Below are 25,688 nucleotides of genomic sequence, written 5' to 3'. Positions count from 1 at the left end.
TTGCGAATCGCTTTATACCGCAAAAAAAGGGGTTTCCCTAGAGGAATAAAATTCAGTACTGTTGACAGATTAGACAGTCAGTTCATGTGGCTGCGTTCAATGCCTTGCAGGCGCTCGGTAGTATTGGTGGATTTGATAATTTTAGCATATCCCACGCCCCAGCGCGAATAAACCTTAGCTACATCCATAACAGGGACATCCAGAAGTTTTATATCTAGCCGGGGAACGACGTAGAGATTGCCGCTAAAAGCCGTCGGAACTCCAGGGACGAATATGACTACGCGCTCTTCGTCGATGTATTCAACAACGAATACCAGTGCATTCATTTCGTCAGCGCGAGTCAGAAGGGCGGGCTCAAAAAGTTTATTAGTCTTAGAAGGAATCAGTCTTTCGGAAAACTCTTTCATCACATGATACATCTTAAAGTGACCCAGAGTTTTTTCTTCGAGCCAACGTCCCACTTTTTGGCCCTTTTCGGTCTGGGCGATAAAACCTAGGAGCATGGATAGAAGCACAAAGATCAATATGATTGCCAGTTTCATTGCGTGCGGGGTTTGCAAGAATTGAGCAGGGAACAGAGCCTGAGCTATTGGGGTTGCCAAGCGTTCTAAGGTGATCAGGATTTTCTCAAAAAGAAATATTAAAAGTAGAACAGGCAGAATGACGCTGGCGGCAGCCATCAGACTTGATTTAAAAAAATCTTTAAAACGATTCACCATCAGAGCCCCTACGTCATCAGATCAACGGAAGGGGTGAAGATAAAGATGGAAGGGCGGACGTTTGGTAAAAAACAAAAGGCCAGGAATTCCTGGCCTTTAACACGAACTATTTGAATCGAGCGTTATTTAACAAGGGGATTTACTTCGTTAACTAAAGCCGCATCCCAAGAAGGCGTTAAAGAGTAGTTTTTAATGCGTGTTCCAGACACGTTGTAAGAAGAACTCACCCCTTTACCCGCAGTTCCTGCAACCGCTGCAGAAAGAACGGCTTGGAAAGTAAATGGACTTGCTGTCAAAGATTTACCGAAGTCAGCGTAAGCTGTCGTAAACGCACGGCGATCACCACGATCCAAAGCGGCCTTCATATCGCGAAGATTCACGATAGCTTCACCTGTGGCATCCAATGTTGCTTCTTGAGCTTGGCGGATACAAGTGTCGATAACGTTGTTGTAGATCGTACCACACATGCCGATAGGATCGGTCGAAGAAGAGTTGTTTCTGCGATCAAATCCATTACCGCGCACGTAACCATTCAGGAACACTTGCGCATCTCTTTCAAGTTTTCTTGAAGCCATGCGGTCTGTCGCCAAGGCCATTAAGAAGTCTGTCGCTGATTTATCAAAAGTCAGTTGGAATGAAAGAGCTCCGTAACCCAAGTTGCCGATTTTAGGAACTTCAACGTAAAGCTCTTTATGCATTCCCGTTAAAGCGACAAGTTGGTTCACGACGCGTTGAAGCTCAGAGCCTTTCGTGTGCGTATCTGTGTAAGATACGATGAACTGACCCATATAGCCAGAGTCTTGAAGTTCGTTCGTATTCACGTCACGAACATTGTAGCGGCCTGCAGAGAACGCCACTGTTGAGTTCTCAATCCAGTTGAACATACGACTGTCGCGCGCTTTCAAATAAACAGAATAGTTCGCGTCACCCAAAGTATTGTCAGGGAAGTATTGAGTTAATTGAGTCTGGTTGATGCGACCTTTACCCCAGCTAGCTGTGATATAAGGAACACCCATGCTGATCGTGCGCATATGACCACGAGCAATATTGTCTTGCTTCGTAACCGCCATGACGACTTTTTCGCCCGTCGTGTTCACCAACTTTTGAGCGTCCAGGGCAATCCCTTTGAATACGAAGTTTTCCAAAGCTTTCGCGCCTTGAGAGTCCGCTGTGTTGAATACCCACGAGAACTGAGAGTCTGTGGATTTAAATTGGTTGGCAGAATAAGCCACCGTCAATGTCGTACCAATAGAAGCACCGAAGTTATTCATTTTAAGCGCAGTGCGGTTCACATAGTAGATATTGTCGTTTACTTTTTGGATGTCTGTTTTCCACTGACCAATGGCGATGTAGTTAACGCCTACGTTTAAGGCCACGTACGCTGCACCGGCAGAGAACATAACTCCACCCATTTGCGCAAAGCTGATAGAGTCACCGATCTTCAGTTTTTTAAGGTCATTCAATGAAGAAGGGACGGAAGGAACTTTAACATTTTCCGCTTCATAACCTGTTTTAACAATCGTACGGAATGTTTTTTCAGTTCCAGCGATAGGAGCCATGCCCAAGGTCAAAGCGGTTCCTGGTTTCCAAGCAGAATACTGAGCAACCACGGCGCCACCGATAGCTCCGGTAACAGCCATTTTCTTTTCAACCAAGAAGCCTTTGTTTGAAGAAGAAGGTTCGATAAATTTACGGCTTGTTCCCTGAGAAACAGTAGGGACTACGAACTGAGAATCCAAGCTCGTGATCTTCGTTGGCGTTTGAATATCTAACGAAAGAATAGGAGAGAAGCTGAATTTCCAGGTGTTCTTTTTATTGCGAACAACTTCTTGTGTCGTTTCAGTGCGTTCTTCTTCATGAGTTTCTGAACGCTCTTCTTGACGAACGCCTGTACGCTCTTCGTCGCGCGTTTCCGTACGAGTTTCTTCGCGTGTTCCTGTGCGTTCTTCTAAAACAGTTTCGGAATGATGTTCCGTCACTGTTTCATCAGTAAACGTGACGCGTTCACCGGTTTCAGTCGTCGTTGTTGAAGTCGCATTGCCCTGGAAGGAGCCATTAGTAAGTACAGTCACGTTGTCAGTGTCGTCGACGATGCCGTTTCCATTGGTATCGACCCAACCATAGACTGTCGTTTTGGATCTGTCTTCAACTGCGGAATAGGTCGACACCGTGATCGTGCGAGCGCGATGTAATACGCCGGACCCATCAACATAATCGGCAGGATTTGAAATTGTTGTTGTTGTATTCGCGTTGGAAACGCCCGTTGTGGTGTATCCGGAAATATCGACAGCTCCCTTTGTCCAAGGTGCTTTAGTCCCAGAGTTTTTCAGTGCATCACGCACATCTTGAGCGCTTGTTGGCGCTCCATTGATAACCCAATAGTTTGAAACGTCTGCACCATTAAATGTTTGGGTTTCCGAAGGTGTTAACTGACCTGCATTGGCTAGGACTTGGTCAATAACGTCTGAGACCGTCCAAGATGGAAGGTAGCCACCACCAAACTGCATGTCGAAATGACTGCTTTGGGAGGTAACTACGCTATAGGGAGTAACAACCTCAGTGCGAACAACCGATGTCGTTGTCCAAGTTCTGGTGACAGGAACGGTGTAGGTATAAGGAACAGTCACCGTTGTTGTTGTCGTAACAGGGACTGTGTAAGTGTAAGGGACATCGACAATCGTTGTTGTCGTCACTGGAACTTTCACCGTGTTCGTGTGAAATACAACGGTCTCCGTGATTTTTGGCGATACGCCGTTTGGATTGACATAAACGAATCCCAAGCCATTAAAGATCGGCGAATTTTGCATGAACGCCGTCATGTCCGTGCTGAAGTTAGTTTTGTAAGTAGGCTTATACAGCTTCGCAGCTTCTTCTAAAGTGAGCGGCGGAGTTTGCTCTTGAGCGTGAACGACAGACGCAGTCACCAAAAGGGACAGGAAAACCTTTAAATTCATTTGAACCTCTTTAATTGCCAAATGGGTATAAAGGGTAAGGCAACTAAACAGGAAGATAAGATTTCTTGTTCCGGATATTCTGGAAAATTATTCAGTTATTCTGGGAATATTATTTAGTGGTGCGCGGAGAGGGACTTGAACCCTCACGCTTGCGCATACGCCCCTCAAACGTACGTGTCTACCAATTCCACCATCCGCGCGCGAGGCTTTATCAGACCATTGTCATTTCCCAGAGTCAATATATTGCAATACGCAATAAAATCACCCCCTAGACCTCAAAATGCACACATTTTTAGCAAAAATCTTTAACCTGAATATGTAGCCTACCAGTCCTATGAGTAAGAGCACGGACGCTCTTAAGACGGAAACAAGAAGACGCTAGGATGGCACTGCTTGATTCCGAGGCCAGGGAAGGCCGAATAAAGGAGAAGGACAATGACTGAATTACATGACGTAGCAATGTTCTGCATCTTTTACTCAGGAGTCGTGATGTACGCTCTCTGGGTCACAGTAGCCCGCCGGCCCCAAAGGGTGGAAGTGAAGAATAAAAGGGCTTCTTAGTATTGAGTTTTAAATTCTATGTATTCTGCGGCTCTTCGAAGGTTTGGTGGTTCCCTTCGTGAGTCCGGGGGAGGGATGACCTCCCCCATTTTTTTATTTCAGGCGTTCTAGAACACAAGTGCCTTTGGAGTTCTCGATTTTCCATTGGATCAGCAACTGACCCTGAGCATTCACGCTCATGCCGACAGCATCATCCCATTTGCGACGGCAAGGATGACTTCCAGGAAATGGATAGTTATCGCATGTCGACCATTCCGAACCTTTTGTTCGCATCGCATACGCATTCTCAGTGACACGCACTTCTGAATTTTTATAATAGTCTGCGAAGTTCATGTGCTCTAATTCTGAACTTGAAGTCAGTGGCAATGCTAAGGTGTTGTGTTCTGCTGTAAATAGCAAAACTCCATTTGCGGAATCGGTTTCGACAGTGACAGGAGTTCCTTCGAAGTACATAAGTTGCAAAACGCCGATTCGGGAGTTATCAACTTTGCAGCCTTGAGCCACTTGGTAAGTGCCTTCAAGAGAACGCGCGGGAGCAGCAAATACGTTCAGAGAAGAAAGAAAAATAAATGCCGAAAGAAGCATTTTCATAAGGGTCTCCTTTATTATCCATTCGAGGTTGTTAAAACAGGGTGGATATTACCAGAGACCGCCCCGAATCGCTAAAGTAAGAAGAAACCGCGATGGAATACCACAAAAACCGTGAATGAGGATTGCAACACTTATAGGAGTGTCTAAGGTCTTTACACTCTTTCTTTTTACAGAAAAGTGTTTGCGAAGACCTATGGATGGGCCGCCTTTTTTTCAAAACCTCTTGAGAATTCTCCGAAATCACTGGTATACGTGCCTCACACAGTGAGGACCCTATGTTTAAGAAAATTTTGATTTTGATGGTTCTTTGTTTTTCGTCGAGTGCGGCAATGGCGAACCCTAATCCTTGGATGCGCGTATGTCGTATAGCGGAAGGTTTCTTTCAAGGTTTGGTTGTTGAAGGAACTAAAGATCAGTTCTTGTGGACTTGTTCTTTTGATAATTCTTTTGTCGGTGCGGACGAGTTCTTCGTCTATAAGACAGATAAGAAAATCGCTTTATCTTTAAATGCCTATTTAAGCGGTGTTAGTTCAACCGCTTCTTCTTGCGAAAGCTTGAATGCAACAACGGTGCGTGCTGAGGCTATCAGCGGTCAGATGATCACTATGTGTCAGTTTGCGGATGGGTCTTTGTTAGATCTTTCATCTTTGAAATCGGGTTATAAAAGTCCCCTGAATTCCAAATTAGACCGAGGTCTAAATTAACGCGAGCAGAGCGTTATCGTTCGTTTTCATATATATAAATTTGCCCTACGGCGATTTTTTCCCGTAGGGTGAATTTATGACGATACCAAATATTCCATTCGGAAAATCGGAGTCCCTTACTTTGGGGGTTGAAGTTGAATTGCAGATCGTTCAACCTCAAACTCGAGATCTTTATCCGATTTCGCCAGAAATTCTTGATGAGTGGTCGTTACCCGGTCCTCACTTAAAGCCTGAAATCTTCCAGAGTATGCTGGAGATCGACACGCCTATCTGCAAAAATGTGCAGGAAGTTGAAGAAACACTTTTGCTTTCCGCACGTGAGCTTCATCGCATTTGCCAAAAAAGTGGAGCGCGTATTTCTTCCAATGGCACTCATCCCTTCGCGCGTTGGCAAGATCGTATTTATTATCCCTCAGAGCGCTACGAATACGTGATCGAGCGCAACCAACACATCGCCCGTCGCTTGATGATTTATGGATTGCACGTCCACTTAGGCATGAAAGACGGGGATCGCTGCATTCAGATGATGAATGAGTTTCTGTATTATCTTCCGCACATGTTGGCTTTGTCGGCGAGTTCTCCGTATTGGTCCGGGAGTGATACCGGTCTTGCTTCGTCTCGCATTACGATTTTTGAATCGCATCCCGCCGGTGGCCATCCGTGCAGGGTGGAATCCTGGGCTGATTTTGAAAGCATCATCCATAAGCTGACAAAAAGTAAAAGCATCGAAAGTTTTAAAGATGTGTGGTGGGATCTACGACCTAGTCCCAACTATGGCACTCTGGAAATTCGTATTTGCGATGGTCTTCCCGGCATTCGTCGCACCAGCCGCTTAGTGGCTTTTATCCATTTACTGGCCCGTCATTTGGAAAAGAAAATTGAAAGTGGTCAAAGCCGACCGACGCCTCAAGATTGGTTTATTCGCGAAAATAAATGGCGCGCGTCGCGCTTTGGACTTGATGCCGAGGTGCTGATCGATAACGACGGCAACACCAAATCCGTTCGCCAAGATATTCTGGATCTCATCACCGAGATGAAAGAAGATGCGGTTGCCATGCGCTACGAGCAGTACCTTCAGGATCTTGTTGAAAAAGACATGGCGTCGCCCAGTTATTTGGAACAGCGTTTGGTTTTTGAACAAAGCCAAAAGTTGGAAGCTGTTGTCGACTCTCTTTGTGATTATTTTGAAAATGATTTGAAAGTCTAAAAAAACTCACGGGTTTTCACCCGTGAGTTTTCGCTCCTTAGAAGGTGCTTGTTCCACCTGGTGTTGAAGATGGAGTGGTTGTCGAAGGAGTTGTGGGAGTTGTTTGGTTTTGCAAATCCCGTTGATTTTCTTCCATAGTTCTTTGCATTTCTAGCTGTGATTGTTCAAGCTCGCTTTGTCCTGGTTGCATTGTGTTTTGTGATGTCTGAGGTGTGTTCGTTGTTGTAGGCGCACCTTGAGGTCCCATCGGAGCACCACTTACTGATGATGTCGAAGTTCCCATTGTTGATCCTGAGTCAGTCGTACTGGTTGTTGCTGAACCCGTGGTCGTGCCGGAAGGTGTGGTCGTAGACGTAGTTGTTCCTGAAGGAGAACTTGTCACAGAACCAGTTGCTCCGGTTGTTCCAGAGGTTCCATTTGTGGTGGAGCCCGTGGAAGTTCCCGTGGAACTAGGTGACGTCGTCATTTGTGCCATACCCGTGCTAGCTGCAAAGAGGCTAGTTAAGGCGACAACAAGTAGAGTTTTCATAAAAACCTCCTTGATATTCTTGCAGACTTCATTGTCTCGCTATTTGTATTTTGTTGAAACCCCCGACAAGAAATCTTGAACAGAAGCTCTGCTAAGGAAGGGGAAAATAAAAAAGCTTCCTACATTTGAAGAAGGAAGCTTTTTACATATTTGACAGGTGACAGTTAAATAGAAGCGTCAATTCCCGGTCTTTGAACGTGACGACCTTCTGCAAATTCTTCGATCATCTTGCGATTGAAAGCGGGAATATCCTCGGGTTTACGACTGGTCACTAAGCCGTTGTCCGTAATCACCTCTTTGTCTTCCCAGGTCGCACCTGCATTTTTCAAATCTGTTTTTACGGAAGGGTACGAAGTCATACGACGTCCCTTCACCATGCCTGTTTCAATAAGTAGCTGTGGGCCATGGCAAATGGCGGCGATAGGTTTGCCAGATTCCGCAAACTTTTTAGTGAATTCGACAGCCTTGCTTTCCTTGCGAAGTTTGTCGGGATTCATCACACCACCCGGCAACAGAAGGCCGTCATAGTCATCGGGACTTGCTTTTTCTACTGTTAAATCCACCTTGATGGATTTTCCCCAATTCGTTTTTGCCCAGCCTTTGATTTCGCCTTCTTTTAAAGAAATCAGGGTGGTTTTCGCCCCAGCGTCGTCCAAGGCTTTTTTGGGTTCAAAAAGTTCTGACTCTTCAAATCCGTCCGTCGCTAGAATCGCAATGTTTTTTCCTTTTAATGAGGGTGTCATCGAAGCCTCCTTGAGTTAGTGTCTTGGTGTTGAAGATGTTCTTCCTTTTTTGGAAGTTGTTTTTTCAACGGTGGTAGAGGAGGGCAGAGTGGTGCTGCTCTCTTCACCTTCTTTTTTTACACGTATATTATTAATAATGTCTTTCACACCTAAACAGTGCTCGGCGCAGTCCTCGGCGAGGTGTTTCATTTTTCTTTCCGGCACCGTCCCGGTAAGCGTAACGATGCCGTTGTCCACTTCAAGATCAATATCCTGAGCGTCGATTTGTCCGTGTCGAGTCAGCATCTCGCACACTTCTTCTTTGATACGGTCATCAGAGCGAGTGAAGCCTCGCGGACCCTTTCCGTAATGCTGACCTTGGCCTTCTTGTTGACTTGTGAAGTAGCTGGATGACGAGGAAGAACCAATGAATCCAGAGGAGGGCGCATAGGCCGGAGAGTTGACGTTCTGTTCACCGGAGTTTTGCCGGTAAGCTCGGTCAAGTTCTTCACGGTACTCTGAGGAGCCCTGATAGCGCGGTTGCGGGTAAGCTCTTCCGGTATAGTCATAGGAGGAGTCATAGTTTCTTTTTTGATAATATTCTGTCGGACGGGAATAGTCAGAACGATCATCGCGACGAAGACGACGGCGTTCTTCAGAGAATGGAACTTCGTTTCTATAGCCGGATCTTTCATCCATAGGATCACGCTCGTACCAATCTTCGCGCTCATCGATTTTGCGTGGACGATTTTCCTGGTTGCGGCCATACATAGAGCCACGGGACTGTTGTGCCATAGTAATATCCTCCTGGGAATTGCTATTGAAAGCATCAGCATGAAATAGAATTCACTCTAAAACACATTACATTTTTGAATGATCTAGTGACATTCGTCACATCCAGGCTCGCACTCACTGCTATCAAACACGATGAGGGAAAATGGATCTTGGCCTATCATAAATACGGTCCCAAAAATCGAGGATGAAACAACTGGAGGTTATTATGAAAAAAAGTATTATTGCAATGCTGGCGGTAGGACTAAGTTCTTCCCTTGCTTTGGCGACTTCCGTTAAAGAAAACATGACAGACACAGAAGCAGCCACAAAATCTTTAGGCAGCGCTTTAGAAAAAGAAATGGAAAGCATGAATACGACTTCCGTCAATCAAGCGGCAGAAGAAAGCAGTTATGATCGTACTATTTCAACTTCAGAAGCAAGTCGTGACCCCTCTGAAGTCTCTTCTTCAGGCTCTACAGCAACAACACGTTCGCCAAGCAATAGCGGATCTTCATCAAGCTCTGCCGGAGCTGCGATGGGTGGTGCGGCGGTAGGTGCGGCGGGTGTGACCGCGATGGATCAAGCAGGCACTGGTCAATCTGACACGGATTTGACTCGTCGTGTGCGTCAGTCTTTAGTGAATGATCCGGGTCTTTCAGTTCGTGCCAAAAACATCACGGTGATTTCTGAAGGCGGTAACATCACTTTAAAAGGTGCGGTTGCCACGAATCAAGAAAAGGCTCGTGTTGAAGAACTGGCTGAAGGCGTTCAAGGTGCCAGAAATGTAGATAATCAGACAGAAGTTTCGAACTACTAGATTGTAGCAACTACTAGGAGGTGGTTATGCCAAAACAAGGAAGAAAAGTGGTCTTCGGTATTTTTCAAAATCGTTCCGGCCTTGAAAGCTGCGTGAGCACTTTGAAGATGGAAGGCTTCCGCCCCGAGGATGTCTCTGTGTTGATGCCAGATAAAGGTGACACAGCTACATTTGCTCATGAAAAAGGAACCAAGGCACCAGAGGGTGCGGCAATTGGTAGCGGTACAGGTGCTGTCGTCGGCGGTACTTTAGGTTGGCTTGCGGGTATTGGCGCGATTGCGACCATTCCTGCGTTCGGCCCACTTGTTGCCGCAGGCCCTATCATGGCGGCTTTAGCCGGACTGGGAGTCGGTGGTGCCGTTGGTGGCGTTGCCGGAGCCTTGGTCGGTATCGGTATTCCAGAATACGAAGCCAAACGTTATGAGAAATTTGTTAAAGAGGGCGGCATTCTTCTTTCTGTTCACGTCGATGATTCAGATTGGGAGGATAAAGCAGAACGCATTCTTGAATCGTGTGGAGCTAAAGATGTCTCTAGCTCTAGCGAGGTCAGCCAAAAATCGGCTGAAGAACGCGCTAATAATATGAACCGCTCATCACAGATTTAATCTGTTCTTTAAAGACCCCCTCGACCAGAGGGGGTCTTTTTCTTTTTAGAACGTCCTCGGAGGCCCGCAGTGAAAAAACGCACACTCATAATTATCATCTGCCTGCTCGTTGTCTTTCGCATAGCCCTTCCTTACATGATTCTTTATCCATTGAACGTCTTCATGGGGGATTTCTCAAAGGTATTTTTGATTCGCGCAGATGACTTAAGCCTGAGTTTTCTGCGCGGGGCTTATCGTTTAGAGGCCATTGAAGCAAAAATTAAAGATCCACCACTCAGCTTTCTAAAGATTGAATATATAGACGTCTCTTTAGCATGGAGAGATTTGTTTCAAGGAAATCTTAGAACTGATATCGTTGTTGAAGGAATGAAGTTTGATTTAAATGATCAGCTTTTGGAGGCCGTAAAGAAGAACGCGGAAGCTTCGGCAAAAGATACGCAAGAGTTGGGAAAAAAAGTTTTACCGATTCGCATCTCGCGCGTCGATATTAAAAATTCAGAAGTTGCCGTAGCTGATATGAAAGGTCTTCCGGAAGAGCTTAAGATTAAAATCACCCAGATCGACGGACGTATAAGCAATGCCACGGCAACAGAAAAAGATCCTCTCACTTTGGCAAAGATTAAGGCCGTTTTGCAAGACTCCGCAACTATGTACGCCGTGGGTGAAGTCAATCAGTGGAAAACACCCGCAGAATGGCTTCTTTCTTTTGAAGCCAAAGAGTTCGATATTACTTCGCTCAATCCTTTCTTAACGCATAAACTTCCTCTCAACTTTACCGGTGGAAAAATGGATGTGTACGCCGAGGTCAAAGGAGAAAACAATGGACTCAAAGGGTATATAAAACCATTTGTAAAAGACATGCAGGCTGTGGGGAATAAAAAAGATTTTCAAGGCATCAAACATTTCGGCATAGAAATTTCAGGAGAGTTAGCCAATTTGATCTTTAGCAGAAAGTCCGACAAAACTGTCGCCACCATGGTGAACTTTTCTTACGAAAAAGGGACACTCAATTTAGATAAAGGTGGCATTGTGAGCAGCGCTTTAGCCCATGGCTATACCAAGGAGCTGCCTACGGGCCTGGAAAATAAATATAAAATGAATAAGAACACAAATGAAAAAAAGGAGTAAGTTATGAACGTGAAGCTGATGTCTCTTCTTTTAATTTCAGGATTTGTATTTGGCTGTGCCACGGATGAAAAGAAAGAGGCTGAGAAAACAGCAGCGGCGGCGGGACCTAGCATTGAAGCCAAACAGGTGGCAGCTGAAGAGGAAGCCTCATACGTGACAGAGTTTGCTTTCAAAAAAGGTTCAGCGACATTGTCAGACGGAATGAAAAAAAATATTTTACAGGTCATGGATCAGGCTAAGAAGTCAGGCGAGATCAAAGAGTTTAAAGTCATTACATGGGGAGACTCTGAATACCCATCAACTCACACAGAGAAGCTTTCACAAGCTGAAGTGGAGCTTGTAAAGAAAAGAAATACGGCCATTCGCAAGTACATCGAAGGGGCGAGTAAAGGTGTCGATGTCGAAACATATAGTATGGCAGAAAGACCCAATGCTTTGCAGGAGATGTTGAACACATCTGACGCGCGCGTAAAAAAGTCTTTGGAAGTGGCGGGAGTTCCCACAACAGACACTGCAGTTAAAACTCCTTCGAAAGCTTCAAAAGCCATCGTGATGGCTATCACAGAATAGTTTTCATTCTTGCAATTCTTTAAGCAGCCCATGCGGAAATTTTCCCCGCAAGCTCTGGGGCACCTTGGGCTGCTTGTCGAAAAATTCCTGTTTAATTCTTTTATATTCGATCTCAATCATTTTTTCGTTTGGTCTGATTCCTGCTCTAGTGAATGTGCAGCCCGTATGGTCGTGACTGCGATTAAACAAAAGGAGAAAGCATGACGCCTTCTACAAGCCCTGAACAAAGAGGTACTAATAATGGATCGCAAAAACCACAACAGTTCGGTTCCCAAACCGGAAATTCCAGTCAACCCCTCAAATTCGGGGAAGGGTCCAGAAATTCGCAAGGAGGATCAAATCAACAACAAGGGAACCAATCCAGAAATCCCAACCAAACCGGTCAATCCAACCAACAGGGATCAAACTCCGGAAATCAACGAGGATCCACGGGTCCGAATCAAAACCAAAGTCAAAATATGGGCGGCTCACGCTCTGACAAACGTTAGACATTAATTTGTAGTTTTACCAGATAGGGCCCCGTGGTGGGGCCTTCTCTGATTATCAAGGAAAGGAAGTTCAGAATGAGAACTATCAACAAAGTAGCAGTAGGTTTAGCATTTCTCTCTTTGGTTTCAATGAAGGCAGTAGCAGCTGTTGACTCTGAAACAGAAACAGCTTCTAAAAACTTGGGCGCATCTATGGTTACAGAAATTTCTTTTGATGAAGGTCAATCGGCATTGAACGACTCGGCAAAAGAAGAAATCCGCGGCTTGATTAAATCCGCAAAAGAAAGCGGCAAGATCGACGAATTGAAAGTGGCAGCGTGGGCTGACCGCGAATATCCTGCGAAAGACACGAAAGCGTCGAAGTCTGATATCGATCTTGCGAAGAAGCGTGGCGAGAACATTAAGTCTTTCGTGAAAAAAGAACTTTCAGTGAATGACGTCAATACTTACAACATGACTGAAAGACCCAACGCACTTCAAAAATTCTTCAAAACACCAACTGAAAAAACAAAAACAGCTCTAGAGCAAAGCGGTTCAGCTCCTAAAACACAGGACGAAACGGGTTTCTTTGGTCAAAAAGCGAAAGCTTCTAAAGCTGTGATCATGGTTTACATGGAATAGTGATTTATTAATTAATGACACCTGTGAAGGAGGCTCACATGAGAAATCTGAGTGTACTAATGCTGGTTTTAGGTTTCCTTGTATCCGCACAATCTTACGCTGGCTTTTACATTGAACCCGGTATCACTTATGAAAAAGGTGATAACGAATTAGAATGGCCGGCACCACTTGGAGATTCCACTGGAAATACGAAGGGGTTGGGTGTGAATCTTAAGTTGGGTTATCATTATGACTCAGTCTTCTTCATAGGCCTAGATGGATCTTACTCTCAACCTAAGTTCGAGCACTCGGCAACTGATTATGATGCGGATGCCAAGTCGTCTCTGTACGGGGTGATCTTAGGAGGCCAAATGCCACACATCGGTTTGCGCATTTGGGGTGGATACATCTTTGGCGGAGAACTGGATCCCGATGAAAGCGGTGGTGTGGACGTGAAGTTCACAGGAGCGAAGGGGCCCAAAGTCGGTCTTGGATTTAAGATCTTCATGGTCAGCTTGAACGTTGAATACATGGATCTTGAATACGATGACTCTAAGGTTGAACAAGCCGGTCCAATCTCAGGAGAGATCGACAACAAATTGAAAAATAAATTAGGTTTAGTCAGTATTTCATTGCCACTGACTTTATAAAACCTGTTTTCTGCGAGTTTAAAGAGCCCTTGCACAGGAAGTGTAAGGGCTCTTTTTTTGGTGCCTGCTTCTTTTTTGGGTCTACGCTGCATCAAATGATGCGCTGTAGACCCAAAAAAGAAGCAGGCACCTTTCAAAGACTGAGTAAGAAGGCGCCGAGTCCGATCGCGCAGGCGCTGAGGATTTGTTTTCTCGTCAGTGATTCTTTTAGGAAGTAAGAAAAGATCACTGCGAAGAAGATCGAAGTGTTGCGCAGAGAAATCGCGAAGCCTGGTGAGGAAATCTTTAAGCCGTAAAGGAAAATCAAGAACGAAGCCGTGGCGCCGGCTCCCGTTGCGATCACAGTCCAACCTTTTGTTTTCACGGTGTCGCGAATTCTTTCAAACGGATTTTTTCGAATACTCCAAAATAAAAACGGCAGGGACACAACCATCGCGATAAAAAACAATGTGCGCGGTTCCGCGCCTCTTTCCAAAGCTTGATGGTAGGTCAAATGATAGCCGGCGATGAACACCGCGCTTAGATAAGACCAAATATCTTCTTTCTTAAATACCGAAAGATCGTCTTTCGTTCGTCCCGCCAAATTCATAGTAAAAATGCCGGCAAGAATTGTAAATGCGCCGAAGTATTGTAAAAAAGCCGCGCGCTCTTGTAAAAAGATGGTCGAGATCACCCAGACGACAATCATCGCCCCACCGCGCATGATGCTATAAGATTTTCCTAGGCTGGTCGTGCGCAAGGCTTTCGCCAAAGTTAAGAAATAAAGTCCTTCAAAAATTCCCGAAAGAAATCCCAGGGCACCGACCGTATTATTTGGAAACTCCAACTGGCCAAATACGAGCACAGTCATAAAAGTAAAAAGCCCCGACAATAAAATCGTGAGAAAAAGAAAGCTTTCTTTATCTTGCGAGGATTTAGCTAAGGCATTCCATCCCGCATGTAAAAAAGCCGAACCAATAAGCAATAAAGGACCCATAGCCATATAAAAACCACCATACCTGCTTTTCCCGAAAGGTGCCTGCTTCTTTTTTGGGTCTACGCTGCATCAATGATGCGCTGTAGACCCAAAAAAGAAGCAGGCACCTTCAAAATATGGTATGAACGGGGGCTCATGAAATTGGCAGATTTAGATTTTAGTTTTCCTGAAGAATTGATTGCGACTTCCCCGCAAAGGCCTTCTCGCGTGATGTGGGTGGAAGGGGGAGTTCCGCAAGAAATCACTATGCAAGAGTTGATGTCACGGATTCCCGCAGGGGACGTGCTTGTTGTTAATAATACGCGCGTTTTAAAACGCCGCGTGTTTGCTGGCGATGTCGAAATTCTTTTTCTTAAACAAACAAGTTCCGTAGACTGGGAAGTTTTATTTCCTTCAAAAAAATATAAAGTCGGCTCTAGTCTCGAGCTTCCATTGGGCGTTACCATGACTTTAGTGGAAAAAGGTCGTCCCCAAAAAGTGCGCCTGAATCAGGAAGTCACTGAAGATTATTTCCAAAAAGTCGCGGAACTGCCTTTGCCACCTTATATTCAAAAGGCGCGTGAACAGCGCCATACTGTAGAGGCTGATGAGTCCTGGTATCAAACGGCTTGGGCAAAAAATCCGGGAAGTTTTGCAGCTCCCACGGCAAGTTTGCATTTTTCTGCACAAGACATGGAGGCCTTAAAAGCCAAGGGCGTCATTCTTTGCGAAGTTACTTTGCACGTGGGCTTAGGCACTTTTTTGCCGGTCACTGCGGAAGACTTGAACGATCATGACATGCACGAAGAATACGTGGAAGTTTCGGCGGCTGCGTGGGCGGTCGTGAATAACGCTCGTAAAAAAGGTCACAAAGTTTGGTCTTTAGGCACGACGACCACGCGTTCGTTAGAAAGTGTGGGGAACGGACTTTTGCAAGGAAATCCAGAAGAAGGTTTCCGTGGATTTACGAAGCTTTTAATTCAACCTGGATATCAGTTTAAAGTCGTCAATCGCCTCTTAACGAACTTCCACCAACCGCAATCCACGCTCTTAGCCCTGGTCGCTGGATTTTCTTCCCTAGAAACAGTAAAAGCTTGCTATCACTGGGCTATTGAGCGAAAGTTCCGACTCTTTTCATACGGAGATCTCTCGTGCTGGACGGAAACAAAACAATGACTTTAGGCGAATTCAAAGTTCATCAAACTGCGGGCAACGCACGTCGTGCCACGCTGATGACGGCGCACGGTCCGGTGCAAACTCCGGTGTTCATGGCCGTAGGAACAAAAGCCACCGTGAAAGCCATGACTCCTGAAGAACTCAAAGAGTGCGGCACTCAAGTTGTTTTGGGAAATACCTACCACTTGCACTTGCGTCCCGGTGAAAAGACGATCGCTAAAATGGGCGGTCTTCATAAATTCATGAACTGGCATGGTCCGATTTTGACGGACTCTGGCGGCTTCCAAGTTTTCTCTTTGTCGCAACTGCGTAATATGTCTGAAGAGGGTGTGGAATTCCGCTCTCATTTGGATGGAGCCAAGCATTTCATCTCTCCCGAAAAGAGCATGGAAATCCAAATGGATTTAGGCTCCGACATCATCATGGCATTTGATGAATGTCTTCAATATCCCGCCACCGAAGAAGAGATCGATAAATCTATGGCTCTGACGTACCGTTGGTTATTGCGTTCGCGCGATGCTATGGTTCGTAAGGAAAGTCTGCTTTTCGGTATCGTTCAAGGTGGTTTAAGCCTGAAGCATCGTTTGAAAAGCATGGAGCAAATCTGTTCCGTGGATCTTCCGGGTTACGCCCTGGGCGGATTCAGCGTGGGTGAGCCGATTCACTTGATGCACGAACTTTTGCCGAATGTGGCTCCGAAAATGCCAGCAAATAAGCCGCGTTATTTGATGGGAGTAGGAACTCCGACAGATTTGATTATCGCGATTGATTCCGGCATTGATATGTTTGACTGCGTCATGCCTACAAGAGTGGCACGTAACGGAACCATCTTCACTTGGAGAGGGAAAGTCAGTATCAAGCGCAGCGAATACCGTGAGGACAGTTCGCCTCTAGATCCAGAATGCGATTGTTATACTTGCCGCAATTATACGAAGTCTTACCTTCGTCACTTATTCTTAAGTGGTGAAATTTTAGGCTCTCGCTTGAACACGATTCACAATATTTATTTCTATATGAAATTGATGGAACGTGCGCGTAAAGCCATCGAGGAAGGCCGTTGGGAAGAGTTCCGCAACGACTGCTTGACGCGATTCGCAAAGAAGGACAGCTAGACTAAAATATTGATTCTTCTCAAGAATAATGCTGAATTTTACTGTCAGTTATTAACTTGGAGGAATCATGTTATTCGGACTTCTAGTATCCACAGCTCATGCACAAACAGCAACAGGCACTCAACCCTCAGCCTTTGAAATGTTTGTGCCGTTTATCTTCATCTTCGTTATTTTCTATTTCCTCATCATCCGTCCTCAAGCCAAAAGACAAAAAGATCACCAAAAGTTTTTGTCAGAAGTTAAACGTGGCGATGAAGTGATCACTTCATCTGGTATCTTGGGTCGCGTGGAAGGCATCACAGACCAATTCGTAACTTTGGAAATCGCTGACGGCGTTAAAGTAAAAATGCTTCGCAGTCAGATTGCAACATCTCAGAAGGCAGCAACAGCAGAGGAAAAGAAATAATGGAAGGACTTCGTTGGAGATCTATTCTCGCAGCACTAGGAGTGGCGGCAGCCATCGTTTGGGTACTACCAAACGTTGTTAATTTCGGTGAAAAGGCATGGTGGCCTTCGAAACAAAAGCTGAACTACGGTTTGGACATCCAAGGTGGTTTGCACTTGGTTATGGGTGTGGACGTAGATGGCGTTGTTTCTGAAAGCACGCACCGTCTTATCACTTCAATGAAAGCGGACATGCAAAAAGAAAATGTCCCTGTTAAAGACGTGAAATCTGTAAACCCAAACTTGGGTGAAGTGACTATCGACGTGAGCGATGCTGCGGGTAAGGCAGCGGTGGAAAAATTCCTTACGGATAAATACTCCACAGTTCTTCAAGTGATAAGCTCGACGGATACTTCTATCACGACTCGTTACTTCGATGCTTACTTGAATGATTATAAAAACCGCGTGATTCAACAAGCGATTGAAACAATCCGCAACCGTATCGATGAATTCGGTGTGGCAGAGCCTTCAATCTCTCAACAAGGTGCGAACCGCATCTTGATCCAGCTTCCAGGTATGGAAGATGCTGAAAAAGCAAAGCAGTTGATCAATACAACAGCTAAGTTAGATTTCATGATCGTTTCTAACGAAAAATCCCCGCAAGAACTGCAAGCGATGATCGCTGAAGCTGAAAAAGCAGGGAACTATAGCATGACGACAATGAAGTACTCGGACTACGTGTCGAAGTTGAATGCAGATCTTGCATCAAAGCTTCCAGCGAAATCTGTGATTTACTTTGAAAAGTCAGCGAACGCGACCACAATGGAAGCGGGCGCCATGCCGTATCTTCTTAAAACAGACACAGACTTAGGCGGAGACGCTTTGGATGACGCTTTCGTTGGTTACGACCAATATGGTGCTCCTCAAGTTTCTTTGCACTTTAACTCTGCAGGATCTAATAAATTCGCGGACCTCACTGGCAACAACGTCAACAGACAGATGGCGATTGTTTTGGATAAAGTTGTGAAATCAGCTCCAAGCATTCGTGACCGTATTGCTGGCGGCCAAGCGGTGATCACTTTAGGTGGTGGCCGTGACCGTAACGGTATGATGGATGAAGCGAAAATGATTTCTACGGCTCTTCGTGCGGGTGCTTTGCCAGCATCTTTGGAGCAATTAGAAGAGCGTCGCGTAGGTCCAACATTGGGTGCCGATGCGATTGATAAAGCTAAATTGGGTTCTTATGTGGGCGCAGCGATCATCGTGATCTTCATGCTGGCTTACTATAAAGCTATGGGCGCGGTGGCGAGTCTTTCACTAGGTATCAACGTTCTTGCGTTGTTTGCTTTGATGACAAGCATGGGCTTCACACTGACTTTGCCGGGTATCGCGGGTATCGCGTTGACGGTGGGTTTTGCGGTCGATGCGAACGTTCTGATCAACGAGCGTATTAAAGAAGAGCTTCGTTTGGGGCACGGCCTGAATGTGGCGGTAAAAGAAGGTTATCACCGCGCGATGTCGGCGATCATCGATGCCAACGTAACAACGGCAGCAACTGCGGTTGTATTGTTGTACTTCGGTACAGGTCCTGTGCGTGGTTTCGCTGTGACTCTATTGATCGGTATCGTGACTTCTATGTTTGCAAACGTGTTTGTATCGAAAGTCATCGTGGATCTTTTGGTTCATAAATTTAAAGTTAAAAAGTTGGCAGTGTAGAAGGTGCAGCATGACTATTAAAAATGATTCTTTTGGACGTTTTGATTTTGTAGGAAAAGCCTGGTTGTTCGGTGGCATTTCCCTAATTTTGACAATTGCATCTTTGATCTACCTTGCGGTGAATGGGATCAACTATGGTATCGACTTTAAAGGTGGTACTGAGATCCAAGTAAAGTTCGCGCAATCAGTGACTATCGAAGATCTTCGTAAATCTATCGATGACCTTAAGCTAGGTGAAGTCGGTGTTCAGTCTTTCGGTGAAGGCAACGAATACATCGTTCGTTTCCAAGGCCGCACTGGTAAAACAGATAAAGAGACGAACGAGATCTTGAATGCAGATCTTGGGAAAATCCGTAACGTGATCACAACTCAGTTTGCCTCTCAAGGCCCTGACATCCGTCGTGTCGACACAGTGGGACCTCAGGTGGGTGCCGAGTTGAAACGTAATGGTGTCCTTGCGGTATTCTACTGCTTGCTGGTAATCTTGATCTACGTGGCGCTTCGTTTCGACTATAAGTTTGCTCCGGGCGCAGTTCTTTGCTTGTTCCATGATGCAGTTATCACATTGGCTGTTTTCGTGGCGGTAGGTAAAGAAGTGAACGTAGCTATTCTTGCCGCGATCATGACTTTGATTGGTTTCTCTCTGAACGATACGATCGTTGTATTTGACCGTATCCGTGAAACTGAAGGTCATTATCACGATAAAGGCTTTGGCTTCATTATCAACAGATCTATCAATGAGATGTTGGTTCGTACTTTGATCACTTCGGGAACGACGTTTGTATCTGCGATTTGTTTGTACATCTTTGCAGACGGAACTGTTGAAGATATCGCCTTCGCAATGTGCGTGGGTATCTTCTTCGGAACTTACTCTTCTATCTACGTAGCAGCGCCGCTGGTACTTTTGATGGAAAAGTTGAACCTTAAAAAAGCCAGAGCGTAATAAGGACGGAATGAACCCTTTATGGAAGTCGCGTGATTTAACGATAGAAGCGGAAGTGCCCTCGACAGTCGAAGGGCAATGGCCGCCTCTCATCGGCAAGATTCTGGCGGCTCGAGGGTTCGCGGCTTCTCCCGAAGTGGAGAAGCTTCTTTTTCCAAAGCTCGCGGACTTGAAAGATCCTCTTTTGTTAAAGGGGATGTCTCAAGCTCTTGAGCGCCTAGGTCGGGCGTATCTCAATAAAGAAAAAATCTGTATCTATGCGGACTTTGACTTGGACGGAACGTCAGGTCTAGCTTTGCTTAAAACCGGCATGGTCGCTTTGGGTTTTCCTGAAGTTTTGCACTATCAGCCGAAGCGCCTTTCGGAAGGCTACGGATTTCACGTAGCGGCCGTCGAAGAACTTCATAATCAGGGCGTGAGTGTTATCATCACAGTCGATGTCGGTATCACCGCACATGCCGCAGTCAATCGCGCCAAAGAATTAGGCGTGGATGTGATCCTTACGGACCACCACTTGCCGGCTGACACCATTCCTAATGCCTACGTCGTTGTGAATCCGAATCAAGGGGATTGTCCTTCCGAGATGGGTTATCTTTGCGGTGCGGGTGTGGCGTTTTATCTTTTGCGTGGATTAAAACGCTACTTTCAGGATCATGAGCAACTCCCTAAAAACAATTGGGATTTAAAAGAAGTTCTAGATTATTTCACGATCGGGACTTTGACGGACATGGTTCCTTTGGTCGACGACAACCGGGTTTTAGTGAAGCATGGCTTGATGAAGCTTGCTGAAACCAAAAAAGCGGGACTTCGAGCTTTACTTGAAGAGTTGGATCTTGTGGATCGTCCTCTAACCAGCCAAGACGTCGCGATCCGCTTTGCACCCAAACTCAATGCGCTTTCGCGTATGGAGTCCGGTGTTTTACCTATTGATATTTTCCTTTTAGATGATGCTGCAAAGGCGCGAAACATGGTTCGTGAAGTTATGAAAAATAACTCCACTCGTGTGCAGCTACAAAATGACGCCGAGATCGAAGCTCAAGCTTTACTTAAAGAGTGGCCTCATCAAGATTTTGTCTTTGTCGCTTCTAAAACTTTTCATCGCGGCGTTGTCGGACTTATCGCAACGAAGCTCACGCAAGTTTATAACAAGCCGGCCTTCGTGGGCTCTGTCGGTGATGATGGCATGATTGTGGGAAGTGCGCGTTTGCCGCAGGGGCAAGAAGCCTGCCTGGTCGAGGCAATGTCCAGTGCTCAAGATTTCTTAAGTCGTTTCGGGGGACACTCGGCGGCTGCGGGATTTGAAATCGCGGAAACTCGCGTGGCTCACTTCATTGAAAAACTAAGCGGGCATTTTTCGGATCTTCGCGAAAAACCGAAGCCTTTAGAGATCTTCTATGATGTCGAAGCAAAGCTTTCTGAGGTCGGGGCGCCTTTAATGAAGTGGTATGACTTCGTGGGCCCTTTCGGTACTGGCTTCGCCATCCCATTGATTCATTTTTCAAATATTCAAATTCTATCCAAACGAGAGTTAAAGGGTGGTCATCTGCGTTTAAGAATCGCAGATCCTGACGGTCGCTCCTCTTCAGAAGCTCTGTTGTTTACGCCGACACCTCGTCAGTTGGATACTTTACAAAACGTCCCTGGCTTTTACCATATCTTGGGAGAGCTTCAGTGGAACTACTATGCCGGTCAGAAAACCGTGCAGATTCTTATTCGTGATTTAAAGGTAGCTAGCACATGAAACCAGCAAAAAAAGTCGTTGTTCTTTTATCGGCGGGTTTAGACTCGACGGTGAATGCCTTTGATGCCGTTAAACACGGTCGTGAAATCGTTCTGGCTTTGACTTTCAACTATGGCCAGCGAGCCGCTCAGAAAGAAATCGAATCAGCCGCGAAACTAGCGGCGCACTTAAAGGTTCCGCATAAAGTGGTGGATTTGCCTTGGTTCAAAGATTTTAACAAATCATCTTTGTTAGTTGAAGATCAAGCAGTCCCGGTCGGGGCTCAAGTTGAAATCGATAATATGCAAAAATCGGAGGAATCAGCGAAGTCCGTGTGGGTGCCTAATCGCAATGGCATCTTTTTAAATATCGCAGCGGCTTACGCAGAAGCTTTAAGTGCGACGGCCGTTATTCCCGGATTCAATGTGGAAGAGGCGGCGACTTTTCCCGATAACTCCAAAGAGTTTATGGATACGGCGACGAAAGCTTTGCACTATTCGACATCAAATCATGTGACGGTGGGTTGCTATACGGTTCACTTGAAAAAAACCGATATTGTTCGTTTAGGTCATGGATTGAAAGTTCCTTGGGAGATGATCTGGCCATGTTACTTCTCTGGAGAGCAGTGGTGTGGGCAGTGTGAATCTTGCCAACGTTCTAAGCGCGCGTTCGCGTCGGCGAATGTGGATGTGAAACATCTGTTTAAGGATTACTAATGAAAACACTTTTTATCGAAAAGAAATTTCCTTACGATGGAACTCAGCTGCATTCCCTATTTGCTTATCTGGATCATAAGGTTTTAGGACCTTCGATTGTTTCTTGGCAGGGAGCTTGTTCCATCTCTTTTGATCACATGGTGGATGGAGAAGATCTTTTAGAACAAGCGGAGATCAAAGGCGATGAAATGCTTCATTTCATCATCGAAGTCTTTGATCGTGATTTGTTTTCAGGCGTGGCTTTGCAAAGGCTTTTTGCTTCGATCACGCGTGACTACTTACAAGCCGCATCTTCTGCTTTGGTGGGTAAGTCGTTGGTGCGTGAGGGGGATGATATTTACCTGGATGATCGCAAGCTGAGTATCAGCATTGCTACGAAATCGCCCGTATCGGTGATGGTGCATTTTGCAATGAATATCACTAATGACGGAACGCCGGTAAAAACCTTGTCTTTGCAGGACTTGAAATTAGATCCTCGAAAAGTTTCCGAGGACCTCATGGCGAAATTTAAAAAAGAGTTTGAATCAATCGTCGTGGCCACACAGAAAGTGCGCCCTGTTTCTTAGTGGTGATCGTGAGCGGAAGAAGGTTTTTCTTCTGCGAGTTTAGGCAACGGAAGCTTGTAACTGACTTCGTTTCCAACAGCGCCATCACGCACGGCTTTTACTTTCAGTTCGCCTTTTAATGGGTACTTCTTCGTAGGCACGCAGTGAAAGTGATTTCCTCCCATGACGGAGCACTTAAAATCCACTTTGTCTTTTCCATTCACGGCAGAAACCTCGATTTTAGAATTCTTGACGGTAGGGTACTTAAATTCCATGTCTAAAAGAAAAATGTGGGCGTCTTGTTTTTCATCTAACATAAGCTCGGTATGAAAGGCTCCGGGCATGCGAATATGTCCGCCGTGAGGGCCTTCCTTGTCTTCGCCATGGGCTAGGGCTATAAATGGTGTCAGAATCAATAGAGAGAGTAATTTCATAGTGTTTTCCTCATTTATCAGTCTTTCTAGGAATGAGACGTGGGTTTTGTGACATAAATCTAAATATTTATTTCTGTCACTAAAACCAGGGTGGTCTCCTAACACAGTTCAGAAGGCGGGCAGGTTTAAAATGGATGCTGAAAAACTAGATCAAACTGAAAAATCAACTGAACTTCAACTTATGGGTATGACCTGCGTAAATTGCGCGGCCAAGGTGGAAAAGACCCTCAATTCTTTTCCAGATATTAAAGCTTCGGTCAATTTTGCGACCGAGAAAGCGCACATCGAGTTCTTAGGAAATACCGATGTTTCTCAACTTTTAAAAGCCATTCAGGATATTGGCTATCAAGCTTATGAAGTCAGTAACGAAATAGAATCCTCCAAATTTAAAGAAGAGGCGGCAGCAGAATACAAAAAAGAACTTCGTCATTTTATTATTTCCTTAGTTCTGACGATCCCGTTTCTTATCGAAATGGTTTGGATGTTCACAGGAGCGCATCACGAGTTTATCCCGCGCTGGGTGCAGTTGATCATGGCGACCCCGGTGCAGTTCTGGATCGGTTGGAGATTCTATCGTGGGTCCTTCTTTGCCTTAAGATCTAAAAGTGCCAATATGGATGTCTTAATCGCTCTAGGAACATCTATGGCTTATCTTTTAAGTGCCGTGGTGACAGTTCTAAACTGGAAGGATCAACACGTTTACTTCGAGGCCAGCACCGCGATTATCACTTTGATTCTTCTTGGAAAATTAATGGAGAGCCGAGCTAAAGGAAAAACTTCCGAGGCCGTGGAAAGTCTTCTTCGTTTGCAGCCAAAGAAAGCCTTCGTTGAAAAGGATGGGCAGATTATCGAAGTCGCGACGTCTGATTTGAAAGCCGGCGATATTGTTGTGGTGAAGAACGGAGAAGGTGTTCCAGTCGACGGTATCGTCGCTTCCGGGGAATCCTCCATCGATGAGTCTATGTTGACGGGTGAAAGTATTCCTGTTCAGAAAGTCGCGGGTGACGCCGTTTATGCGGCGACACTGAATCAAGAAGGCACACTTAAAATAAAAGCGACAGGTGTAGGAAGTAAAACTCAACTAGCTCAGATCATTAAGATCGTAACAACGGCCCAAGGTTCGAAAGCTCCGATTCAAAGAATGGCTGATAAAATTTCAGGCGTCTTTGTTCCTGTCGTTGTTCTTATAAGTATCATTACATTCTTCGCGACTTGGTTCCTTGCAGGGGATCTGACTTCCGCATTTATTGCGTCAGTTTCTGTGTTAGTCATTGCGTGTCCTTGTGCTTTGGGCTTAGCGACTCCGACAGCAGTCGTCGTCGGAATTGGTAAGGGAGCTCAAGCCGGAGTTTTATTCCGCGATGCCAAAGCTCTGGAGCTTGCCGAAAAAATCAAAGTCCTGGTTTTAGATAAAACGGGAACTATCACTGAAGGTAAGCCACAGGTGACGGATGTGGTGGTAACTCAAGGCTCTCAAGAGGATTTACTTCGTTGGGCCGCAAGTCTTGAAATGGGTTCCTCACATCCCTTGGCTCAAGCTATTGTTGATGAAGCCAAAAAGCATGGTCCGTCATTACCTGCCGTGACGAATTTCCGATCCGTCGCGGGTCAGGGGGTCGAAGGTGTGGTTGAAGGGCGACAAATGCGCTTAGGTCGTCCGCATTGGGTGGCTCCGGAATATTCTTTGAACAAAGAAACCCTTTCCCGTCTAGAGGGACAAGGGAAGACGGTTATGACCCTAGCCGATGACTCACGCGTACTTGGTTATATTGCTGTTGCGGATAAGATTCGTGAAACTTCCAAGAAAGCCATTGCCGAACTTCAGGAAAAAGGCATCCGCGTGATGATGCTCACTGGGGATAATGAAGGCACGGCGAAAGAAATCGCTGCTCAAGCGGGAATTAAAGAATTCAAGCACAGCGTGAAGCCTGCGGATAAGGCGAGTGTGATTGTTGCATTGAAGCGTCAGAAAAACCGTGTGGCGATGGTGGGTGACGGGATCAACGATGCTCCGGCTTTAGCAGTTGCAGACGTTAGTTTTTCGATGTCTTCAGGGACGGATATTGCCATTGAAACTGCGGATGTCACTTTAATGAAAAACGATCTTCAGTCTGTGGTTCAAGCCATTGAGCTTTCCGAGATGACTTTAAAGAAAATTCGCCAGAACTTGTTCTTCGCCTTTTTCTATAATGTTCTAGGAATTCCGCTCGCAGCAATGGGTATGCTGAATCCGGTTATTGCCGGAGCGGCTATGGCGATGAGTTCTGTGTCCGTCGTCAGCAATTCATTGCTTCTGAAAAGAAAATCAATACAGTCCAGTCGTTAGAACGACCCGTACCTTGGGATTATTTTGAGATGGTCCTAAGGC

Annotated in this window: 26 protein-coding genes and 1 tRNA gene; 18 read left to right on the top strand and 9 right to left on the bottom strand. The window is 45.6% G+C overall.

Going from position 1 to position 25,688, the window contains the following annotated elements; genetic code table 11:
- Positions 1 to 77 precede the first annotated feature (77 nt).
- The 4 genes from ACLWBD_RS10180 to ACLWBD_RS10165 all read right to left on the bottom strand — a co-directional run bounded on the left by ACLWBD_RS10180 (position 78) and on the right by ACLWBD_RS10165 (position 4,825).
- Positions 78 to 719 carry a hypothetical protein gene (locus ACLWBD_RS10180; protein WP_413568107.1) on the bottom strand — a complete coding sequence of 214 codons (642 nt, stop codon included), beginning with the start codon at positions 717 to 719 and terminating at the stop codon, positions 78 to 80.
- A gap of 122 nt (positions 720 to 841) precedes the next feature.
- Positions 842 to 3,673 carry a hypothetical protein gene (locus ACLWBD_RS10175; RefSeq protein ID WP_063206714.1) on the bottom strand — a complete coding sequence of 944 codons (2,832 nt, stop codon included), beginning with the start codon at positions 3,671 to 3,673 and terminating at the stop codon, positions 842 to 844.
- Between the two features lie 117 nt (positions 3,674 to 3,790).
- Positions 3,791 to 3,873: transfer RNA gene (locus ACLWBD_RS10170), tRNA-Leu, on the bottom strand.
- Positions 3,874 to 4,327: 454 nt separating this feature from the next.
- A complete protein-coding gene (locus tag ACLWBD_RS10165; RefSeq protein WP_063206715.1) occupies positions 4,328 to 4,825 on the bottom strand; it encodes a hypothetical protein in 498 nt (165 codons plus the stop codon).
- 275 nt (positions 4,826 to 5,100) lie between these two features.
- Between ACLWBD_RS10165 and ACLWBD_RS10160 the strand changes: the two genes are divergently transcribed.
- Both ACLWBD_RS10160 and ACLWBD_RS10155 read left to right on the top strand, forming a co-directional pair.
- The gene (locus tag ACLWBD_RS10160; protein WP_413568106.1) at positions 5,101 to 5,529 is read left to right on the top strand and encodes a hypothetical protein; all 429 of its coding nucleotides are present in this window, start codon (positions 5,101 to 5,103) and stop codon (positions 5,527 to 5,529) included.
- A 76-nt stretch (positions 5,530 to 5,605) separates the two neighbouring features.
- Positions 5,606 to 6,736, top strand: a complete 1,131-nt coding sequence (locus tag ACLWBD_RS10155; protein ID WP_413568105.1) for a YbdK family carboxylate-amine ligase — start codon at positions 5,606 to 5,608, stop codon at positions 6,734 to 6,736.
- A 37-nt stretch (positions 6,737 to 6,773) separates the two neighbouring features.
- Here ACLWBD_RS10155 and ACLWBD_RS10150 read toward each other — a convergent pair whose 3' ends face one another.
- From ACLWBD_RS10150 to ACLWBD_RS10140, 3 genes are all read right to left on the bottom strand, one after another.
- The gene (locus ACLWBD_RS10150; protein ID WP_413568104.1) at positions 6,774 to 7,265 is read right to left on the bottom strand and encodes a hypothetical protein; all 492 of its coding nucleotides are present in this window, start codon (positions 7,263 to 7,265) and stop codon (positions 6,774 to 6,776) included.
- 164 nt (positions 7,266 to 7,429) lie between these two features.
- Complete coding sequence (locus tag ACLWBD_RS10145) at positions 7,430 to 8,008, bottom strand: type 1 glutamine amidotransferase domain-containing protein (protein WP_413568103.1); 579 nt, start codon at positions 8,006 to 8,008, stop codon at positions 7,430 to 7,432.
- Positions 8,009 to 8,023: 15 nt separating this feature from the next.
- On the bottom strand, positions 8,024 to 8,782 hold the full coding sequence (locus ACLWBD_RS10140; RefSeq protein ID WP_413568102.1) for a BON domain-containing protein: 759 nt from the start codon (positions 8,780 to 8,782) through the stop codon (positions 8,024 to 8,026).
- Between the two features lie 205 nt (positions 8,783 to 8,987).
- On the opposite strand from ACLWBD_RS10140, the gene ACLWBD_RS10135 reads away from it, so the two are divergent.
- The 7 genes from ACLWBD_RS10135 to ACLWBD_RS10105 all read left to right on the top strand — a co-directional run bounded on the left by ACLWBD_RS10135 (position 8,988) and on the right by ACLWBD_RS10105 (position 13,619).
- Positions 8,988 to 9,578, top strand: coding sequence for a BON domain-containing protein (locus ACLWBD_RS10135; protein WP_413568101.1), 591 nt, complete (start codon positions 8,988 to 8,990; stop codon positions 9,576 to 9,578).
- A 26-nt stretch (positions 9,579 to 9,604) separates the two neighbouring features.
- The gene (locus ACLWBD_RS10130; protein WP_063206722.1) at positions 9,605 to 10,183 is read left to right on the top strand and encodes a hypothetical protein; all 579 of its coding nucleotides are present in this window, start codon (positions 9,605 to 9,607) and stop codon (positions 10,181 to 10,183) included.
- Between the two features lie 69 nt (positions 10,184 to 10,252).
- Complete coding sequence (locus ACLWBD_RS10125; protein ID WP_413568100.1) at positions 10,253 to 11,311, top strand: DUF748 domain-containing protein; 1,059 nt, start codon at positions 10,253 to 10,255, stop codon at positions 11,309 to 11,311.
- Between the two features lie 3 nt (positions 11,312 to 11,314).
- Positions 11,315 to 11,881 (top strand): hypothetical protein, encoded by a 567-nt coding sequence (locus tag ACLWBD_RS10120; protein ID WP_063206724.1) that lies wholly within the window; start codon positions 11,315 to 11,317, stop codon positions 11,879 to 11,881.
- 240 nt (positions 11,882 to 12,121) lie between these two features.
- Positions 12,122 to 12,376, top strand: a complete 255-nt coding sequence (locus ACLWBD_RS10115; protein WP_063206725.1) for a hypothetical protein — start codon at positions 12,122 to 12,124, stop codon at positions 12,374 to 12,376.
- Between the two features lie 68 nt (positions 12,377 to 12,444).
- Positions 12,445 to 12,990 (top strand): hypothetical protein, encoded by a 546-nt coding sequence (locus tag ACLWBD_RS10110; RefSeq protein ID WP_063206726.1) that lies wholly within the window; start codon positions 12,445 to 12,447, stop codon positions 12,988 to 12,990.
- 38 nt (positions 12,991 to 13,028) lie between these two features.
- Positions 13,029 to 13,619 carry an outer membrane beta-barrel protein gene (locus ACLWBD_RS10105; protein ID WP_413568099.1) on the top strand — a complete coding sequence of 197 codons (591 nt, stop codon included), beginning with the start codon at positions 13,029 to 13,031 and terminating at the stop codon, positions 13,617 to 13,619.
- Between the two features lie 133 nt (positions 13,620 to 13,752).
- Here the strand turns inward: ACLWBD_RS10105 and ACLWBD_RS10100 are convergent, their stop codons facing one another.
- Positions 13,753 to 14,601 carry an EamA family transporter gene (locus ACLWBD_RS10100; RefSeq protein WP_413568098.1) on the bottom strand — a complete coding sequence of 283 codons (849 nt, stop codon included), beginning with the start codon at positions 14,599 to 14,601 and terminating at the stop codon, positions 13,753 to 13,755.
- Positions 14,602 to 14,730: 129 nt separating this feature from the next.
- Here ACLWBD_RS10100 and queA point away from each other — a divergent pair, with 129 nt between their 5' ends.
- From queA to ACLWBD_RS10060, 8 genes are all read left to right on the top strand, one after another.
- Positions 14,731 to 15,750: a tRNA preQ1(34) S-adenosylmethionine ribosyltransferase-isomerase QueA gene (queA, locus tag ACLWBD_RS10095; protein WP_413568097.1), complete on the top strand. Its 1,020-nt coding sequence runs from the start codon at positions 14,731 to 14,733 to the stop codon at positions 15,748 to 15,750.
- Positions 15,747 to 16,862 carry a tRNA guanosine(34) transglycosylase Tgt gene (tgt, locus tag ACLWBD_RS10090; RefSeq protein ID WP_413570733.1) on the top strand — a complete coding sequence of 372 codons (1,116 nt, stop codon included), beginning with the start codon at positions 15,747 to 15,749 and terminating at the stop codon, positions 16,860 to 16,862. The genes queA and tgt overlap by 4 nt, the downstream gene beginning before the upstream one ends.
- Positions 16,863 to 16,929: 67 nt before the next feature.
- Positions 16,930 to 17,268: a preprotein translocase subunit YajC gene (gene yajC / locus ACLWBD_RS10085; protein ID WP_413568096.1), complete on the top strand. Its 339-nt coding sequence runs from the start codon at positions 16,930 to 16,932 to the stop codon at positions 17,266 to 17,268.
- The gene (gene secD, locus ACLWBD_RS10080) at positions 17,268 to 18,962 is read left to right on the top strand and encodes a protein translocase subunit SecD (RefSeq protein ID WP_413568095.1); all 1,695 of its coding nucleotides are present in this window, start codon (positions 17,268 to 17,270) and stop codon (positions 18,960 to 18,962) included. The genes yajC and secD overlap by 1 nt, the downstream gene beginning before the upstream one ends.
- 10 nt (positions 18,963 to 18,972) lie before the next feature.
- Positions 18,973 to 19,905, top strand: a complete 933-nt coding sequence (secF, locus tag ACLWBD_RS10075; protein ID WP_413568094.1) for a protein translocase subunit SecF — start codon at positions 18,973 to 18,975, stop codon at positions 19,903 to 19,905.
- Between the two features lie 10 nt (positions 19,906 to 19,915).
- Positions 19,916 to 21,646, top strand: coding sequence for a single-stranded-DNA-specific exonuclease RecJ (gene recJ, locus ACLWBD_RS10070; protein WP_413568093.1), 1,731 nt, complete (start codon positions 19,916 to 19,918; stop codon positions 21,644 to 21,646).
- Positions 21,643 to 22,341 carry a 7-cyano-7-deazaguanine synthase QueC gene (queC, locus tag ACLWBD_RS10065; protein ID WP_413568092.1) on the top strand — a complete coding sequence of 233 codons (699 nt, stop codon included), beginning with the start codon at positions 21,643 to 21,645 and terminating at the stop codon, positions 22,339 to 22,341. The genes recJ and queC overlap by 4 nt, the downstream gene beginning before the upstream one ends.
- Positions 22,341 to 22,907: a DUF366 family protein gene (locus ACLWBD_RS10060; protein ID WP_413568091.1), complete on the top strand. Its 567-nt coding sequence runs from the start codon at positions 22,341 to 22,343 to the stop codon at positions 22,905 to 22,907. Before queC ends, ACLWBD_RS10060 begins: the two co-directional genes overlap by 1 nt.
- On the opposite strand, the gene ACLWBD_RS10055 is transcribed toward ACLWBD_RS10060, so the two are convergent.
- Positions 22,904 to 23,320 (bottom strand): hypothetical protein, encoded by a 417-nt coding sequence (locus ACLWBD_RS10055; protein WP_413568090.1) that lies wholly within the window; start codon positions 23,318 to 23,320, stop codon positions 22,904 to 22,906. The two genes, ACLWBD_RS10060 and ACLWBD_RS10055, sit on opposite strands and share 4 nt — an antisense overlap.
- Before the next feature lie 130 nt (positions 23,321 to 23,450).
- Between ACLWBD_RS10055 and ACLWBD_RS10050 the strand changes: the two genes are divergently transcribed.
- A complete protein-coding gene (locus tag ACLWBD_RS10050) occupies positions 23,451 to 25,646 on the top strand; it encodes a heavy metal translocating P-type ATPase (RefSeq protein ID WP_413568089.1) in 2,196 nt (731 codons plus the stop codon).
- The last annotated feature ends 42 nt before the right edge of the window (positions 25,647 to 25,688 follow it).

Source organism: Bdellovibrio sp. HCB117 (assembly GCF_047305915.1).
In the GTDB taxonomy this organism is placed as follows: domain Bacteria; phylum Bdellovibrionota; class Bdellovibrionia; order Bdellovibrionales; family Bdellovibrionaceae; genus Bdellovibrio; species Bdellovibrio bacteriovorus_B.
This window is presented reverse-complemented; position numbering and strand designations above follow the sequence as displayed.